At 68.3% G+C, this 14,863-nt stretch carries 19 protein-coding genes; 12 read left to right on the top strand and 7 right to left on the bottom strand.

Annotated features, from left to right (window positions below; translation table 11 throughout):
- Positions 1-82: 82 nt before the first annotated feature.
- Positions 83-403, bottom strand: coding sequence for a mycofactocin biosynthesis chaperone MftB (mftB, locus tag ABI214_RS19805; protein WP_408587073.1), 321 nt, complete (start codon positions 401-403; stop codon positions 83-85).
- Complete coding sequence (gene mftA, locus ABI214_RS19800; protein WP_280758478.1) at positions 388-480, bottom strand: mycofactocin precursor MftA; 93 nt, start codon at positions 478-480, stop codon at positions 388-390. The genes mftB and mftA overlap by 16 nt, the downstream gene beginning before the upstream one ends.
- A 124-nt stretch (positions 481-604) precedes the next feature.
- Here mftA and mftR point away from each other — a divergent pair, with 124 nt between their 5' ends.
- The 5 genes from mftR to ABI214_RS19775 all read left to right on the top strand — a co-directional run bounded on the left by mftR (position 605) and on the right by ABI214_RS19775 (position 4,555).
- The gene (gene mftR, locus ABI214_RS19795) at positions 605-1,246 is read left to right on the top strand and encodes a mycofactocin system transcriptional regulator (RefSeq protein ID WP_348604197.1); all 642 of its coding nucleotides are present in this window, start codon (positions 605-607) and stop codon (positions 1,244-1,246) included.
- On the top strand, positions 1,236-2,039 hold the full coding sequence (gene mftM, locus ABI214_RS19790; RefSeq protein ID WP_348604196.1) for a mycofactocin oligosaccharide methyltransferase MftM: 804 nt from the start codon (positions 1,236-1,238) through the stop codon (positions 2,037-2,039). The genes mftR and mftM overlap by 11 nt, the downstream gene beginning before the upstream one ends.
- Positions 2,040-2,198: 159 nt before the next feature.
- On the top strand, positions 2,199-3,254 hold the full coding sequence (locus ABI214_RS19785; protein ID WP_348604195.1) for a ferredoxin--NADP reductase: 1,056 nt from the start codon (positions 2,199-2,201) through the stop codon (positions 3,252-3,254).
- A gap of 281 nt (positions 3,255-3,535) precedes the next feature.
- Complete coding sequence (locus ABI214_RS19780) at positions 3,536-3,898, top strand: SPW repeat domain-containing protein (protein ID WP_348604194.1); 363 nt, start codon at positions 3,536-3,538, stop codon at positions 3,896-3,898.
- A gap of 48 nt (positions 3,899-3,946) precedes the next feature.
- Entirely contained in the window at positions 3,947-4,555 is a 609-nt protein-coding gene (locus ABI214_RS19775; protein WP_348604193.1) for a TetR/AcrR family transcriptional regulator, read from the top strand.
- Positions 4,556-4,570: 15 nt separating this feature from the next.
- On the opposite strand, the gene ABI214_RS19770 is transcribed toward ABI214_RS19775, so the two are convergent.
- Positions 4,571-5,338, bottom strand: coding sequence for a glutamate racemase (locus ABI214_RS19770; protein ID WP_348604192.1), 768 nt, complete (start codon positions 5,336-5,338; stop codon positions 4,571-4,573).
- Positions 5,339-5,383: 45 nt separating this feature from the next.
- Positions 5,384-6,586: an NAD(P)/FAD-dependent oxidoreductase gene (locus ABI214_RS19765; RefSeq protein ID WP_348604190.1), complete on the bottom strand. Its 1,203-nt coding sequence runs from the start codon at positions 6,584-6,586 to the stop codon at positions 5,384-5,386.
- 221 nt (positions 6,587-6,807) lie between these two features.
- Here ABI214_RS19765 and ABI214_RS19760 point away from each other — a divergent pair, with 221 nt between their 5' ends.
- Genes ABI214_RS19760 through ABI214_RS19735 form a run of 6 tightly spaced genes read left to right on the top strand, consistent with a single transcriptional unit; the run spans position 6,808 to position 9,983 of the window.
- The gene (locus ABI214_RS19760; protein WP_348604189.1) at positions 6,808-7,281 is read left to right on the top strand and encodes an Asp23/Gls24 family envelope stress response protein; all 474 of its coding nucleotides are present in this window, start codon (positions 6,808-6,810) and stop codon (positions 7,279-7,281) included.
- Positions 7,278-7,604 carry a hypothetical protein gene (locus ABI214_RS19755; protein WP_348604188.1) on the top strand — a complete coding sequence of 109 codons (327 nt, stop codon included), beginning with the start codon at positions 7,278-7,280 and terminating at the stop codon, positions 7,602-7,604. Before ABI214_RS19760 ends, ABI214_RS19755 begins: the two co-directional genes overlap by 4 nt.
- On the top strand, positions 7,601-7,780 hold the full coding sequence (locus ABI214_RS19750; RefSeq protein ID WP_348604187.1) for a DUF2273 domain-containing protein: 180 nt from the start codon (positions 7,601-7,603) through the stop codon (positions 7,778-7,780). The genes ABI214_RS19755 and ABI214_RS19750 overlap by 4 nt, the downstream gene beginning before the upstream one ends.
- The gene (locus ABI214_RS19745; protein ID WP_348604186.1) at positions 7,773-8,732 is read left to right on the top strand and encodes a DUF6286 domain-containing Asp23/Gls24 family envelope stress response protein; all 960 of its coding nucleotides are present in this window, start codon (positions 7,773-7,775) and stop codon (positions 8,730-8,732) included. Before ABI214_RS19750 ends, ABI214_RS19745 begins: the two co-directional genes overlap by 8 nt.
- Positions 8,729-9,346, top strand: a complete 618-nt coding sequence (locus tag ABI214_RS19740) for a hypothetical protein (RefSeq protein ID WP_348604185.1) — start codon at positions 8,729-8,731, stop codon at positions 9,344-9,346. Before ABI214_RS19745 ends, ABI214_RS19740 begins: the two co-directional genes overlap by 4 nt.
- Positions 9,347-9,350: 4 nt before the next feature.
- Complete coding sequence (locus ABI214_RS19735; RefSeq protein WP_348604184.1) at positions 9,351-9,983, top strand: pentapeptide repeat-containing protein; 633 nt, start codon at positions 9,351-9,353, stop codon at positions 9,981-9,983.
- Here the strand turns inward: ABI214_RS19735 and ABI214_RS19730 are convergent.
- Positions 9,980-10,357, bottom strand: a complete 378-nt coding sequence (locus ABI214_RS19730; protein WP_348604183.1) for a YybH family protein — start codon at positions 10,355-10,357, stop codon at positions 9,980-9,982. The two genes, ABI214_RS19735 and ABI214_RS19730, sit on opposite strands and share 4 nt — an antisense overlap.
- 103 nt (positions 10,358-10,460) lie before the next feature.
- Here ABI214_RS19730 and ABI214_RS19725 point away from each other — a divergent pair, with 103 nt between their 5' ends.
- Complete coding sequence (locus ABI214_RS19725) at positions 10,461-11,345, top strand: LysR family transcriptional regulator (protein WP_348604182.1); 885 nt, start codon at positions 10,461-10,463, stop codon at positions 11,343-11,345.
- A 77-nt stretch (positions 11,346-11,422) separates the two neighbouring features.
- Here ABI214_RS19725 and tuf read toward each other — a convergent pair whose 3' ends face one another.
- Both tuf and fusA read right to left on the bottom strand, forming a co-directional pair.
- The gene (gene tuf, locus ABI214_RS19720; protein WP_348604181.1) at positions 11,423-12,613 is read right to left on the bottom strand and encodes an elongation factor Tu; all 1,191 of its coding nucleotides are present in this window, start codon (positions 12,611-12,613) and stop codon (positions 11,423-11,425) included.
- Between the two features lie 89 nt (positions 12,614-12,702).
- Complete coding sequence (gene fusA / locus ABI214_RS19715; protein WP_348604180.1) at positions 12,703-14,805, bottom strand: elongation factor G; 2,103 nt, start codon at positions 14,803-14,805, stop codon at positions 12,703-12,705.
- Positions 14,806-14,863: the final 58 nt, after the last annotated feature.

Raw genomic sequence — 14,863 nt, 5'->3', positions numbered from 1 at the left:
AATCAGGCTGAATCCTCGGGACAAAAGGTCTGGAAATTCAGGGATGTCTGGTTGGGTGCAGAACGTGAAGAAGAGACGCAGATCAGGACGGCACGATCATGTGCGAGTCGGCCAGGGTCTCGAGGGCACGCAGATACGGCCGCGCCGCATCCTCCTCGATGCCGTTGGCCTGGAGAGCTGCCCGGACGTCCTGGTGCTCGGGCAGGGATTCGACGATCGCGACGATGGTCCGGTTCTTCAGGAACGACAGCTTGCGCGTTCCGAAGTGGTAGAGCAGCGCCCCGAACGGTTCGGGGCGCAGCGCCACCTGCGGGTGAAGCTTCCACGCCGCGTCGAGATCGATCGTGCCGGCCGACGAACTGCCGCCGGCGGCTTGTTCGGACACGATCAGTACACGCCGCACATGCCGTCGATGGAAACCTCTTCGACGAGGGACTCCTCGACGAGCTGGCTCTCGGTGACGCTCTCGCGATCGGACATCTATTCCTCCTCCACATCGGACCCCGGGACCGGAGTCGGAGCCCACAGTGACTGCTTCACTGTGACTCGGTTCACCACTGTAATGGCATCGGGTGCACAATGACTAGTGAAGGAGGTCACACCGGTGCGAACCCGTAGGAATCCGTCGTCGCGGATCGGCAGAAGGCCGACGACCACGCGCGACCGCATCGCCGCGGTCGGGATCGATCTGTTCGCGGCGCGCGGATTCGACGACACCAGCGTCGACGACATCGCCGAGGCCGCCGGGATCGCACGTCGCACGTTCTTCCGGTACTTCCCGTCCAAGAACGCGGTCCCGTGGGGCGACTTCGACGCGCACCTGTCCGAGATGCGCACCCTGCTCGCGGAGATCCCCGACGACACACCGCTTCTCGACGGCCTGATCTCGGCACTGTTGGCGTTCAACACATTCCCGCCCGAAGTCGCCGCGGCCCACCGCGAACGCATGAGGCTGATCTTCGTGGTGCCGGCACTGCAGGCGTACTCGGTGGTGATGTACGACGGCTGGCGCAAGGTGATCGCCGAGTACGTCGCGCGCCGGATGCGACTCGACCCCACCGACCAACTCCCCCGCACCGTCGGGTACCTGCTGCTCGGCGTCGCCCTCGCGGCGTACGAGACCTGGCTGACGGACGACTCGCTCGACCTGATCGACCTGCTCACCGAGGGCAGCCGCATCCTCTACACCAGCCTGAACGACATCGACGAACCACTGCTGAACGGGACCACCCACCATGACGCTTGACTCGCTCGCCCCCTGCCCGCCCGGCCTGTGGTCGCACGACCACGTCACCGTCGAGCGCGTCCCGAGCGGGCCCATCGCGCTCACCCGCGCCGGCGACGCGTTGCACGTGCGTCACTCGCTCGGACCGGAGTCGCTCAGCGAGCGCCTGGTGGCGGAGGTGACCGCGTCGATCGGCGACGCCGACTTCGGCCAGACCGAGTTCGAACTGACGATGGTGGGACTGGTCCGCTCGACGGTGCCCGACGCGCTCGAGTCGTGGACGGTCTACTACCGCAACTCGCTCGGCGAACTGCTGGACGGCACCGCGGACTTCGCGCCCATCCACGACAAGGCCGCCGAACTGGTCCGCGGCAGCGTCCTCGACCTGGGGTCGTGCTTCGGCTTCCTGCCGCTGCGCCTCGCGGGCGCCGGCGTCCAGGTCACCGCGACCGACATCCTGCCGGGCACGATGACACTGCTCGACGCCGTCGCGCCGACCCTCGGCCTGCGCCTCGACACCCTCGTGTGCGACGCCGCGAACGTCCCGGTGCCCGACGACAGCGCCGACACCGTCACCGCCATCCACCTCCTCGAGCACGTCGACCCCGACACCGGGGCGGCCGTCGTCGCCGAGGCTCTGCGGATCGCGCGAGAGCGCGTCGTGGTCGCGGTCCCCTACGAGGACGTGGCCACGGCCTGCCACGGGCATGTGCGAACATTCGACGCCGACGCGCTGCGGGCGCTCGGCGCCTCGACCGGACGGCCGTTCGAGGTTTTCGATCATCACGGCGGCTGGCTGGTCCTCGAGGCCTGACCGCTCGAGTGTCCGATTCGGCACTCGAGAACGCTCCCGATCAGCGGGAGCCGAAATCGGAGAATTACCATCGCCCCGGTAGCGTCGCTACGCTGCTACGCTGAAACTAGAACACGTTCTAAACGTTCTAGGCTGATCCACGAGAGGACCAGAGTTCGCATGACCACTATCGATGTGCCGCACAGCTCTCGATCCGCGGTGCTCACCGTGTCCGGGGTGATCGAGGAGACCCCCGACTCGCGGTCGTTGGTCTTCGACGTCCCCGCGGACATGAAGAGCAAGTTCCAGTACAAGCCCGGCCAGTTCCTGACGCTGCGCATCCCGAGCGACCTGACCGGTTCGGTCGCCCGCTGCTACTCGCTCGCCAGCTCGCCGTTCACCGACGACGCCCCCAAGGTCACCGTCAAGCGGACCGCCGAGGGCTACGGCTCGAACTGGCTGTGCGACAACGTCTCGGTGGGCGACCAGATCGAGGTCCTGCCCCCGTCCGGCATCTTCACGCCGAAGTCGCTCGAACACGACTTCCTGCTGTTCGGCGCGGGCAGCGGCATCACGCCCGTCATGTCGATCCTCAAGTCGGCACTGACCGAGGGCAAGGGCAAGGTCGTCCTGGTCTACGCCAACCGCGACGAGAACTCGGTGATCTTCGCGGCCGAGCTGCGTGAGCTGGCCGCCAAGTACGCCGACCGCCTGACGATCATCCACTGGATCGAGTCGCTCCAGGGCCTGCCGACGGCCGCCCAGATCGCGACCCTCGCGGCACCGTTCACGTCCCACGAGGCGTTCATGTGCGGCCCCGGCCCCTTCATGGACACCATCCACGACGCCCTGGCCCAGGCCGGCATGCCGCGCTCGCAGGTCCACGCCGAGGTCTTCAACTCCCTCAGCGGCGACCCGTTCCAGGACGTCGAACTCGAGGAAGTCACCGCCGAGGAGGCCGCCGACGCGGCGACCGTCGAGGTCGAGCTGGACGGCGAGACCCACAACCTGAGCTGGCCGCGCAAGCAGACCCTGGTCGACATCATGCTGTCGAAGGGCCTGGACGTGCCGTACTCCTGCCAGGAGGGCGAGTGCGGCTCGTGCGCCTGCACCGTGGTCGAGGGCGAGGTCTCGATGGAGCACGCCGGCGTCCTCGACGAGGAGGACATCGCCAACGGCTACATCCTGGGCTGCCAGGCCAAGCCGGTGAGCGATCACCTCAAGATCGAGTTCTGACACTCGACACCCGCTCGTGAAAGGGCCCGACTCCGCCGTCCGGTGGGGTCGGGCCCTTTCGCGTGCAGCGCACCCTTCGCGCTTCCGGCCGAATGTCACATGCGTTCCGTTGGACTGAACCGATGTGACATTCGGTCACAGAACCGCGCCCGGAACTGCACAAATCCGTCATCGAAGTGCAACCCGGACATATTGATCGGCCGGTCAGTCAGCGTGACACTGAGGTCGAGGACACGATCCTCTCTCCCCCTTTTCCCAGGCCTATCCTCAGGAGGCGGGTCATGAAGGCATCAACTCGTTGGCAGGACTACGCGGCCGTCATCATCGGCGCGTTCGCGGCGCTCTCGCCGCTGTGGCTCTCGACGAACACCGGCGCGCGCTGGTCGCTGATCGTGCTGGGTGTGCTCGTCGCCCTCGCCGGCCTGGCACACATGGCCCGGCCCGGGATGGCCGCGGCGGACTACGCGCTGGGTGTGCTGGGTGTGCTGATGTTCATCTCCCCGTGGGTGATGAACTTCCACACGATGAGCGGGGCCGCCTGGACGGCCTGGGTCGTCGGCGCGCTGACCGTGGTGGTCTCCGTCGTCGGCATGCCCGCGATGAGCGCACGAATGCACGGACACGGAGGGGTCGCCGCGCACTGACAACCACAGAGTTCAGACAGACGAACAGAACAGACAGCGAACCACGCCATGCCGCACCGTCGGCGCAGCGCCAGGATCGACGGGGACGCTCGCGAGAAGATCCTCGACGCCGCCGAGACCCTGATCGCGGACCGCGGCTTCGACGCCACGTCGACGGCCGCGGTCGCCGCGGCCGCCGGCGTCCCGAAGGGCCTCGTCTTCTACTACTTCCCCACCAAACCCGACATCCTCACCGCGCTGCTGGCCGAACGCCTCCCCGCCGAACCCCTCGACGACATCACGCCGCTCGTCGCTCCCGGCGATCCGGCCAGGAGCCTGGTCAACCTCGACGACGCGCTGAACCTGCGCGACCACGACTCGTCGGTGATGCGGGTCATCATCTGGCGTGAGGCCGAGACGCACCCCGACGTCCGCGACTGCCTGCGACGGTTCCGCTCGTACCTGCACGACGCGACGGTCCGGATCCTGCAGGCCAGCACGATCGCCCCGGTGCGTCCGGGCACGCTGCGGGCCTGCGCCAACGCGTGGGTGGCCGCGATGTTCTCGGCCGCCAGCAACGACCGGATGCGCGACCTCGACGACATCCCGCGACTGCACCACGAGGAACTCGACACCGTCGCGCAGGTCGTGGCCGCCGGGATGGCCCAGCTGGGGTGAAGCGGGGACGAGGGTTCAGCGGGACGGCGCCGCGAGCAGCAGGCGTCCGGCGTCGAAGCTGGCGGCGCTGACCGGCAGCTCACCGCGAATCCCACTCAGCAGGACTTCGACCGTGCCGTTGCCGGTCGAATCACGTCCCAGGGCATCGATGCGCCGCAGGGTCTGCGCCGCGACGGCCTCGGCGCTGTCGAACAGCACGACGCCGTCGGGCAGGTGGGCTGCGATCTCGTCCGCCACCAGCGGGTAGTGGGTGCAGCCCAGCACGACGCCCGTCACGTCACCGGGAGTGCGGGCGGCCGCGGAGGTGATCGCCGCCCCGACCGCATCGATGTCGCCGCGGTCGATCGCGTCGGCGAGGCCGTGGGCAGCCACCCCGACGACCGAACTGCCGTTGGCGAACTGCTCGACGAGGTTCGCCTGGTACGCGCTCGCCGTGGTGGCGGCCGTCGCCCAGATCGCGACCGAATCACACATCGCCGCGGCCGGCTTGATCGCCGGAACCGTGCCGATCACGGGGACGCCGGAACCGAGGTCGGCGCGCACGTGCTCGAGGGCCGTGACGCTCGCGGTGTTGCACGGCAGCACCACGACCTCGGCCCCACGGTCGACGGCCCGGCGGGCGGTGCCGACGACGCGGTCGATCACCCACCGCTCGTCACGCGGCCCCCACGGGGCACCCTCCGGGTCGAGGGAGAGCATCAGGTCGAGGTCCGGACGCAACCGACGCAACCACGCAGACGTCGGGAGAAGTCCGAGACCCGAGTCGATGAGCGCAACGATCACCCGACAAATCTAGCCCGGTCGGGTTCGACGGGGTCGGGCAGGCGGTCAGGCGGGACTGGATTCGAGCAGCTCCGCGATCGGCGCACCCGCGGCGATCTTCGCGCGCATCTTCATCACCGCACCGGCCGAGCCCAGGCCGACGACCGCGGTCAACGCGCCACCTCGCGAGTAGTAGGCGACGAACTTGCGGCCGTCGTCCTTGACCATGTGGACGTCGTCGTCGGGCGAGACCGTGCCCAGGGCCTGGATCTTGAGGCCGTACTGGTCGCTCCAGAAGTACGGGACCTGCGCCGGCGCACTCGGATCGCCGGTACCGGTCAGCGCACCCGCCAGGATCTTCGCCTGGTCACCGGCGTTGCTCCAGTGCTCGACGCGCTTGTGTCCGCCCGACTCGTGTCGCCACGCCGCGACGTCACCGATGGCCCACACGTGCGGATCGTTCGTGCGGCCCACCTCGTCGCACAGCACCCCGTTGTCGATCTCGATGCCCGAGCCGTCGAGCCATCCCGTGACCGGCACGGAGCCGATACCGATCGCGACGACGTCGACCCCGAGCTCGGTGCCGTCGGACAGCACCGCCCCGCTGACGCGCCCGTCGCCGGTGAGAGCCGCGAGCCCGACCCCGGCGCGCACGTCGACGCCCTCCTCGGTGTGCAGGCGCCCGACCAGCTTGCCGATCTGCTCACCCAGCACCGACGCCAGCGGAGCCGGCTGCGGTTCGAGGAGCACGACGTCGAGTCCCAGCGCACGCATGCTGGCCGCGAGCTCGCACCCGATGAAGCCGGCGCCGACCACGAGCGCGCGGGACCCCTCGCGAAGGTCGGCGCGCAGCGCGCGGCTCTCGTCGACCGAGCGGAGCACGTGGACGCCACCCAGATCCGGCAGGCTCGGGATGCGACGCGGGCTCAGCCCGGTCGCGATGATCAGCTCGCCGTACGCGAGCTCGCCGCCGTCGGCGAGGTGCAGCACCCGGCGCTCGCGGTCGACACCGGTCGCGGCCGTGCCGAGACGCAGATCGATGCGCTGCTCGTCGTAGAACTCCTGCGGACGCAGCGTCGTGTCGTCGTTCTCCCCACGGACGACGTCCTTCGACAGCGGCGGCCGGTCGTACGGCAGGTGCGGCTCGTCGCCGACGACGACGAGTTCGCCGTCGTACCCCGACTGACGCAGTTCCTCCGCGGCGCGGACGGCGGCCAGCCCGGCCCCGACGATCACGACCGGACCGACGGCCTTGTCACTACTGGTCATCCCTGCCAACCCCTCCGTCACCACACACGACACGTCATCTGGGCGTCCCACGCGAGCACGCCACAGTTGGAACCTGTTCTACCAAATTCGAGGGGTATCGGGTACCCGCCGAGGCCGGCGGTGCTCGACCGTCGCGCGTCGTACCCCACGCGGTGGCCGCACTCACTACAGTTGGACGGGAACCGGGCCGACGCGGGAACGGCACCGGACGAGGAGCGACGATGACCATTGAACCGGGTGCAGGTGTTTCGGGCACGGAGGGCGGACGAATCCGGTTCGGCGGGTCCACACCCGAACTGATCGATTCACAGGGCAAGACGATCATCGCGGACGCGGTCGTCGCGAAGATCGCGGGCATCGCCACGCGGGAGATCAGCGGCGTCTACGACGTCGGCGGTGGCACCGCCCGCGTCGTCGGGGCACTGCGCGATCGGATACCCGGAGCCCGGGTCAACCACGGTCAGGGCATCGCGGTCGAGGTCGGCGAGAAGCAGGCCGCGATCGACATCGGCATCGTCGCCGAGTACGGCGTCGCCCTCCACGAACTCGCGGCCGGGATCCGCCGCAACGTCATCGCGGCCGTCGAGAACATGACGGGCCTCGAGGTGACCGAAGTGAACATCACCGTCTTCGATGTCGTCCTGTTCGACGAGAACGAACCCGGCACCGACGACACCAAGCCGCGCGTGCAGTGACCGAGCCTGCGACACAAGAACTTTCGGCAGCGGAACGGGCCGCCGAGGCGGCACTCGCCGTGCCGGGGGTGACGGGTCTGCACGGAGGCGAGTTCGGCACGGTCGCCACTTATCTCCCGGGACGACGCGTCACCGGCATCCGGATCGACGACGACACCTGCTCGGTGCACGTCACCGTGCGCTATCCGGCCGACCTCTTCGCGACGGCCGAGCGCATCCGCGCCGCCGTCCGCGCGGTCGTGGACGTGCCGGTCGACGTGACGATCGAGGACCTCGAGGACCCCGGGGACCACACAGCCGATCAGACAGGACCTGAACTATGACCAGCACGAGTATGGGACTGATCGCGGGACTGCTCCTCGCGCTCGCCGGAATCCTCGGCGGCTTCAGCGGTTTCGTCTTCGCGGTGCTCCTGGGCGCGGTCGGGATGGCGATCGGCGCCCACCGCGACGGCCACCTGGACCTCGGCGCCCTGCTCCGGTCCCGCGGCCGTGGCTGAGTTCGACTCCGCCACCGCGTCGCCCGACACGACCGACGAACCAGGCTCGCGCGGACGCCTGATCATCAAGGACCGGGCGATCGCGAAGATCGCGACCACCGCAGCACTCCAGGTTCCCGGCGTCGTGCAACAGGGCGGCGGGCTCACCCGGTTCACCGGCCGCGATCTTCCCCGCGCGGACGTCTCCACCGGCGCCCGATCGGTCGCGGTGAGCCTCTATCTCGGGGTGCGCTGGCCGTGCGACGTCGCCGAACTGACCCGGCGGGTCCACCGCGAGGTCGGTGATCAGGTCGAGAACCTCACCGGCATGCCGCTGCACCAACTCGGGGTGCTCGTCGCCGGCACCGACTGCGCGGCGCCGGGGGACGCCGGCGAGTGCCCCACGCCCGTGCCCGCGCCGACCCTCATTCCTCCCCGCACACCGACGGCGGCGCCCGCAGCGGTGCCGGCGGCCATCGCGATCTCCGTCGGACTGCTCGCGCTGGCCGGGGTCGCGGCCCGGGAACTACTCATCGCGCGCGGGGCGATTTCGGGTGCGCCGTGGCTGCGGAACACCTTCGAGTGGGTCGGGCGTCTGCACTGGGAGCAGTGGCTCGTCCCCGCGTCGCTCGCCGCCCTCGTCCTCGGGATCCTGTTGGTGCTCCTGGCCCTCGCACCGCGCACCCGCACGCACGTGCCCGCGCGGATCGGCGCCGAGGCGCCCGCCGTCTGGCTGCGACCGGTCGACGTCGCCCGGATGTGTAGTGCCCGCGCCGGAACGGTGGCCGGGGTGCACACCGCGCGCACGACGGTGGACCGTCGCCGCGCGACGGTCCACGTGGTCGCCGCGCCCGACCGCCCGACCGACGAACTACGCGGCGCCGTGACGGACGCGGTCCGAGAGCAACTGGCGGTACTCGAGCGGCCGCCCAAACTGCGGGTGCGGGTCCGCCGCGCGCGGGGCGAGTCGTGAAGCGCGGTGCGGCGGCCCTCAACCGCCTGCTCGTCCTGGTGGTCGGGCTCGCGCTGGCCGTGACCGGCGCGGTCGCGCTCGCGTGGGACCGCGATGTGGAGACCGTTCGAAACGCCGTGTCCCACATCGACCGTGACCGGATCGCCGCGGTGCCCGAACAGACGTGGTGGCACTGGGCGCTCGGCGCCACGGTCGCCATCGGCGTGGTCCTCGGCATCGTCGTGCTCGCGGTCGACCTCGCCCGCCGACGCGCCGCCCCCAGCACGATGCTCGAGACGAGCACCGACACCCCCGTCGCGATTGACCTCGGTCCGATCGCGGGCGGTGTCGCCGACGAACTGGCACGGCTGCCCGGCGTCCGGCGGGCCCGCGGGCGGGCCGTGTCCGACCGTGGGCTGGCCACCATCCAGATCACGCTCGACGCCGACCCTCACTCCGACATCGCCGCACTCGTCCGCGACGCCGAACGCGTCGCGGCGACAACGACGTCCGCGCTCGGCGGGACCGCCGTCGCCGACGTCGCCGTCCGCGTCCTGCTGCACCTCGACCGCGCCGACCATCCGCCGGTCCCGACCCCCGCCGCGCAGCCGAACCCCGCCGAGGGAGGAGACTGACCGGGTGAGTGACATCCAGCCCGACCCGGCCGCCGACGACACCGAGTTCGAGCGCGAGGACTTCTCCGACGCGTGCTTCGCCGGTGAGACCTGGCGCCGCCGCACCTACACCGGGTGCGACTTCCGGGACGCGGACCTGTCCGGACTCGTCACCGAGAACGTCACCTTCACCGGCTGCGACTTCACCGGCGCCGACCTCACCGGATCGCGGCACAGCGGCACCGCATTCCGGAACTGCCACTTCGAGTACACCCGCATGTGGGACAGCACGTTCCAGCACTCGAGCTTCATGGGATCGGTGATCCGGGAATCCCGGATCCGCCCACTCACGCTCGAGGAGGTGGACTTCACGCTCGCATCGCTCGGGGAGGTCGACCTCCGCGGCGTCGACCTGTCCGGGTGCCGGCTGCGCGAAGCCAACCTCGTCGGCGCCGATCTGCGCAAGGCGATCCTGCGCGGCGCCGACCTGACGGGCGCCCGCACCGCCGACCTGCGCCTCGACGACGCAGACCTCGAAGGCGCCCGCGTCGACCCGTCCCTGTGGACGTCCGCGAAGCTCACCGGCGCCGCCATCGAACTGACCCAGGCCGTCAGTTTCGCTGCCGCACACGGGTTGCGCGTCGGGGTCAGCGACTAGCGGTCGTCGCCGGGTGTGACGAACTCGGGCTGATCCAGCACGCGCAGCCAGCTTCCGTCCGGCTGGCGTCGGACCACCTGCGCGCGGGCACCCGCACCGTCCCGCGGCGGCGTCGACGTCAGCGCGAGGTCGCCGCTCACCAGCGTCGGGAGCGGGGGTTCGGGTTCGAAGCGCGGCGCATGGCTCAGCACGTGCGCCCACAGGTCTCGGATCGCCGCGCGGCCGACCGTGAGCGACCCGGGCGGATACGCCATCACCGCGTCCTCCTCGTACAGCGCGGCGACACCGTCCGCGTCGCCGGCGTTCGACCGCTCGACGAACAGCCGAGTGAGATCCTCCGGGGTCATGGCCTTCTCGAGCTGCAACTTCGACATGTGCGACTTCCTCTCTCGCGAACCGGAATCGGTGAATCCAGCATCGAGGCGCGCGAGTCAGAAGTCCAACAGATAGTTGTTCTCGAAACTAGAATCGGCAGTTATGGAACTGCGTCAGCTCGAGTACTTCGTCGCCGTCGCGGAGGAAGCCAATTTCACCCGTGCCGCGGCGCGTGTGCACATCAGCCAGTCCGGTATCAGCGCACAGATTCGCCAGCTGGAGAACGAACTGGGTGCGCTCCTGTTCGACCGGTCCGCCCGGGTCACGACGCTCACCGCAGCCGGCGAAGCCGCTCTCCCCCACGCCCGCGCCACGCTCGCCGCGGCTCGGGCCGTGCGTGAATCCGTCGACGACGTGAATCAGCTGGTCCGCGGGCGGCTCGCGGTGGGAATGGTCACCGCGTGCACCGTGACGCCGCTCTTCGACGCGCTCTCGGCCTGCCGACGCGCGCATCCGGGCATCGTGGTCGATCTCGTCGAGGACAACTCCGATCGACTCGTCGACCGGGTGCGCGCGGGCACGCTCGACATCGCGCTCGTCGGGGTGGCGGAGCACCCGCCCGCCGATCTCGCCTCACTGACGATCGTGTCCGAACGTCTCGTCGCGGTCGCGCCCGCCGGGCACCCGCTCACCGCGCTGCCGGCCACGCGACTGTCCGACGTGTGCGTGTACCCGCTGATCTGCCTTCCCGCGGGGACCGGTATCCGAACGGTGTTGGACCGCGGCTGCGCGGGACTGTCCATCACCCCGCACATTGCGATGCAGGCCAGCACACCGGACGCGGTGACGGATCTCGCGGCCCGCGGACTGGGGGTGGCCGTCCTGAGCGAGTCGATGGCCGCGTCCTGTCCGGATCTGGTCCCGGTCGTCATCGAGGACGTCGACATCGCGGCGGTGCTGGCACTCGTCTGGCGCCCCGCACCGTCCCCCGCCCTGCGCGAGCTGTTGAGTCTGGCCCGACGCGCCTTCACGATCACCGCGTCCTGACCCCCGAAACGCCGAATGGCGCCCACTCCCGAAGGAGTGAGCGCCATCGACGGGATCAACCGTCAGAGAGAACTAGCTCACTTGACGATCTTGGTGACGCGACCGGCACCGACGGTGCGGCCACCCTCACGGATCGCGAAGCGCAGGCCCTCGTCCATGGCGACCGGCTGGATCAGCACGACGGACATCTCGGTGTTGTCACCGGGCATGACCATCTCGGTGCCCTCGGGCAGGGTCACAACGCCCGTCACGTCAGTCGTACGGAAGTAGAACTGCGGACGGTAGTTGTTGAAGAACGGCGTGTGGCGGCCGCCCTCGTCCTTGGACAGGATGTACGCCTGGCCCTCGAACTCGGTGTGCGGGGTGGTGGTGCCGGGCTTGACGACAACCTGGCCACGCTCGACGTCCTCGCGCTTGATGCCACGAACCAGCAGGCCGACGTTGTCGCCCGCCTGGCCCTGGTCGAGCAGCTTGCGGAACATCTCGATGCCCGTGACCGTGGTCTTGGTGACATCGGGACGGATGCCGACGATCTCGACTTCCTCGTTCACGTTGACAACGCCACGCTCGATACGACCGGTGACGACGGTGCCACGACCGGTGATCGTGAAGACGTCCTCGACCGGCATCAGGAACGGCTTGTCGGTCTCACGAACCGGGTCCGGGATGGACTCGTCGACGGCGTCCATCAGATCCTCGATGGACTTGACCCACTTGGCGTCGCCCTCGAGTGCCTTCAGAGCCGAGATCGGGATGACCGGAGCGTTCTCGTCGAACTCCTGGCCGGCCAGCAGCTCGCGGACCTCCATCTCGACGAGCTCGAGGATTTCCTCGTCGTCGACCATGTCGGCCTTGTTCAGCGCGACGAGGATGTAGGGCACGCCGACCTGGCGGGCGAGCAGCACGTGCTCGCGGGTCTGCGGCATCGGGCCGTCGGTGGCGGCCACGACCAGGATCGCACCGTCCATCTGGGCAGCGCCGGTGATCATGTTCTTGATGTAGTCGGCGTGACCGGGGGCATCGACGTGAGCGTAGTGACGCTTCTCCGTCTGGTACTCAACATGCGAGATGTTGATCGTGATGCCGCGAGCCTTCTCCTCGGGAGCCTTGTCGATCTGGTCGAACGCGAAGCTCTCGTTGAGATCCGGGTACTTGTCGGCGAGCACCTTGGTGATGGCCGCGGTGGTCGTGGTCTTGCCGTGGTCGACGTGACCGATGGTGCCGATGTTCACGTGCGGCTTGGTCCGCTCGAACTTCGCCTTCGCCACTGGATGTCCTCCTGGACTGATTGTGCTTGCGGTATGCAGCAGTGCGGTTGGTTATTACGTTGGTCGTGCTTCGGCCGACGAAACCGAGGTTACTCGCCGGTCGCCTTGGCGATGATTTCCTTCGAGACGTTCGCGGGAACCTCTGCGTAGGAATCGAACACCATGGAGAAGTTCGCTCGGCCCTGGGTCTTCGACCGCAGGTCACCGATGTAACCGAACATCTCCGAGAGCGGAACCAGCGCCTTCACGACACGGGCACCACTGCGTTCCTCCATGGCCTGGATCTGGCCACGGCGGGAGTTGAGGTCGCCGATCACTTCACCCATGTAGTCCTCGGGCGTGGTGACCTCGACAGCCATGAGCGGCTCGAGAATGACCGGGCCGGCCTTGCGGGCGGCTTCCTTGAGCGCCTGCGAACCGGCGACCTTGAAGGCCATTTCCGAGGAGTCGACGTCGTGGTAAGCGCCGTCGAGCAGGGTCAGCTTCAGGTTCACGAGCGGGTAACCGGCGAGAACACCGTACTGCATCGCGTCCTGGGCACCGGCGTCGACCGAGGGGATGTACTCGCGCGGAACGCGGCCACCGGAGACCTTGTTCTCGAACTCGTAGCTCGCGCCGTCCTCGCCGACGAACGGCTCGAGGGCGATGATGACCTTTGCGAACTGGCCCGAACCACCGGTCTGCTTCTTGTGCGTGAACTCGTGCTTCTCGACCGGCTTGGTGATGGTCTCACGGTACGCAACCTGCGGCTTGCCGACGTTGGCCTCGACCTTGAACTCACGACGCATACGGTCGACGAGGATGTCGAGGTGGAGCTCGCCCATGCCGCCGATGACGGTCTGGCCGGTCTCCTCGTCGAGCTCGACCGAGAAGGTCGGATCCTCTTCGGCGAGCTTCTGGATCGCGGTGCCCAGCTTCTCCTGGTCGGACTTGGTCTTGGGCTCGATCGAGACCTGGATGACCGGGTCCGGGAACGTCATCGACTCGAGGACGATCGGGTTCGCCTGGTCGCACAGGGTGTCACCGGTCGTGGTGTCCTTCAGGCCGATCATCGCGTAGATGTGGCCCGCGACGGCCTCGTCGACCGGGTTCTCCTTGTTGGCGTGCATCTGGAAGAGCTTGCCGATGCGCTCCTTCTTGCCCTTGGTCGCGTTGAGGACCTGGGCACCCGGCTCGATACGACCCGAGTAGACGCGCACGAAGGTGAGCTTGCCGAAGAACGGGTGCGCCGCAATCTTGAAGGCCAGAGCCGAGAACGGCTCTTCCTTGCTCGGCTTGCGGGTGAGCTCCTCTTCCTCGTTGTTCACGGCGTGGCCGTGGACCTCGCCGATGTCCAGCGGGTTCGGGAGGTAGTCGATGACCGCGTCGAGCATGGGCTGCACGCCCTTGTTCTTGAACGCGGAGCCACACAGCACCGGGTACAGCTCGGAGTTGACCGTGAGCTTGCGGATGGCGCCCTTGATCTCCTCGACCGTGAGCTCCTCGCCGCCGAAGTACTTCTCCATGAGAGCTTCGTCGGACTCGGCAACGGTCTCGAGCAGCTTCTCGCGGTACTCGGCAGCCTTGTCGGCCAGATCCGCGGGGATCTCCTCGATGGTGGGCTCAGCACCGGTCGGCACGACGCCGCGCCAGGTGATGGCCTTCATCTCGACGAGGTCGACGACACCGTCGAAGTCATCCTCGGCACCGATCGGCAGCTGGAGAACCAGCGGCTTCGCGCCGAGGCGATCGATGATGGTCTGCACGGTGAAGTAGAAGTCCGCGCCCATCTTGTCCATCTTGTTGACGAAGCAGATGCGCGGAACGTCGTACTTGGCAGCCTGGCGCCAGACCTGCTCGGACTGGGGCTCGACGCCCTCCTTGCCGTCGAACACTGCGACAGCGCCATCAAGGACGCGCAGCGAACGCTCGACCTCGACCGTGAAGTCGACGTGGCCGGGGGTGTCGATGATGTTGATCTGGTTCTTGTTCCAGAAACAGGTCACAGCAGCGGAGGTGATGGTGATACCACGCTCCTTCTCCTGCTCCATCCAGTCGGTGGTCGACGCACCGTCGTGGGTCTCACCGATCTTGTAGTTCACACCGGTGTAGAAGAGGATGCGCTCGGTGGTGGTGGTCTTGCCGGCATCGATGTGCGCCATGATGCCGATGTTGCGGACCTTGTTCAGGTCGGTCAGCACTTCCTGTGCCACAGGATTCTTCCCCGCTCGTTGATCGTGTCGGCCCTTCTGGGGCCACGTCTCTTTTTCT

It is taken from the genome of Prescottella soli (assembly GCF_040024445.1).
In the GTDB taxonomy this organism is placed as follows: domain Bacteria; phylum Actinomycetota; class Actinomycetes; order Mycobacteriales; family Mycobacteriaceae; genus Prescottella; species Prescottella soli.
This window is presented reverse-complemented; position numbering and strand designations above follow the sequence as displayed.

Coding starts and splice junctions, on each gene's coding strand:
- mftA (WP_280758478.1), bottom strand. CDS start 480: ATGTCCGATCGCGAGAGCGTCACCGAGAGCCAGCTCGTCGAGGAGTCC.
- mftM (WP_348604196.1), top strand. CDS start 1,236: ATGACGCTTGACTCGCTCGCCCCCTGCCCGCCCGGCCTGTGGTCGCAC.
- ABI214_RS19785 (WP_348604195.1), top strand. CDS start 2,199: ATGACCACTATCGATGTGCCGCACAGCTCTCGATCCGCGGTGCTCACC.
- ABI214_RS19780 (WP_348604194.1), top strand. CDS start 3,536: ATGAAGGCATCAACTCGTTGGCAGGACTACGCGGCCGTCATCATCGGC.
- ABI214_RS19775 (WP_348604193.1), top strand. CDS start 3,947: ATGCCGCACCGTCGGCGCAGCGCCAGGATCGACGGGGACGCTCGCGAG.
- ABI214_RS19765 (WP_348604190.1), bottom strand. CDS start 6,586: ATGACCAGTAGTGACAAGGCCGTCGGTCCGGTCGTGATCGTCGGGGCC.
- ABI214_RS19760 (WP_348604189.1), top strand. CDS start 6,808: ATGACCATTGAACCGGGTGCAGGTGTTTCGGGCACGGAGGGCGGACGA.
- ABI214_RS19750 (WP_348604187.1), top strand. CDS start 7,601: ATGACCAGCACGAGTATGGGACTGATCGCGGGACTGCTCCTCGCGCTC.
- ABI214_RS19730 (WP_348604183.1), bottom strand. CDS start 10,357: ATGTCGAAGTTGCAGCTCGAGAAGGCCATGACCCCGGAGGATCTCACT.
- ABI214_RS19725 (WP_348604182.1), top strand. CDS start 10,461: ATGGAACTGCGTCAGCTCGAGTACTTCGTCGCCGTCGCGGAGGAAGCC.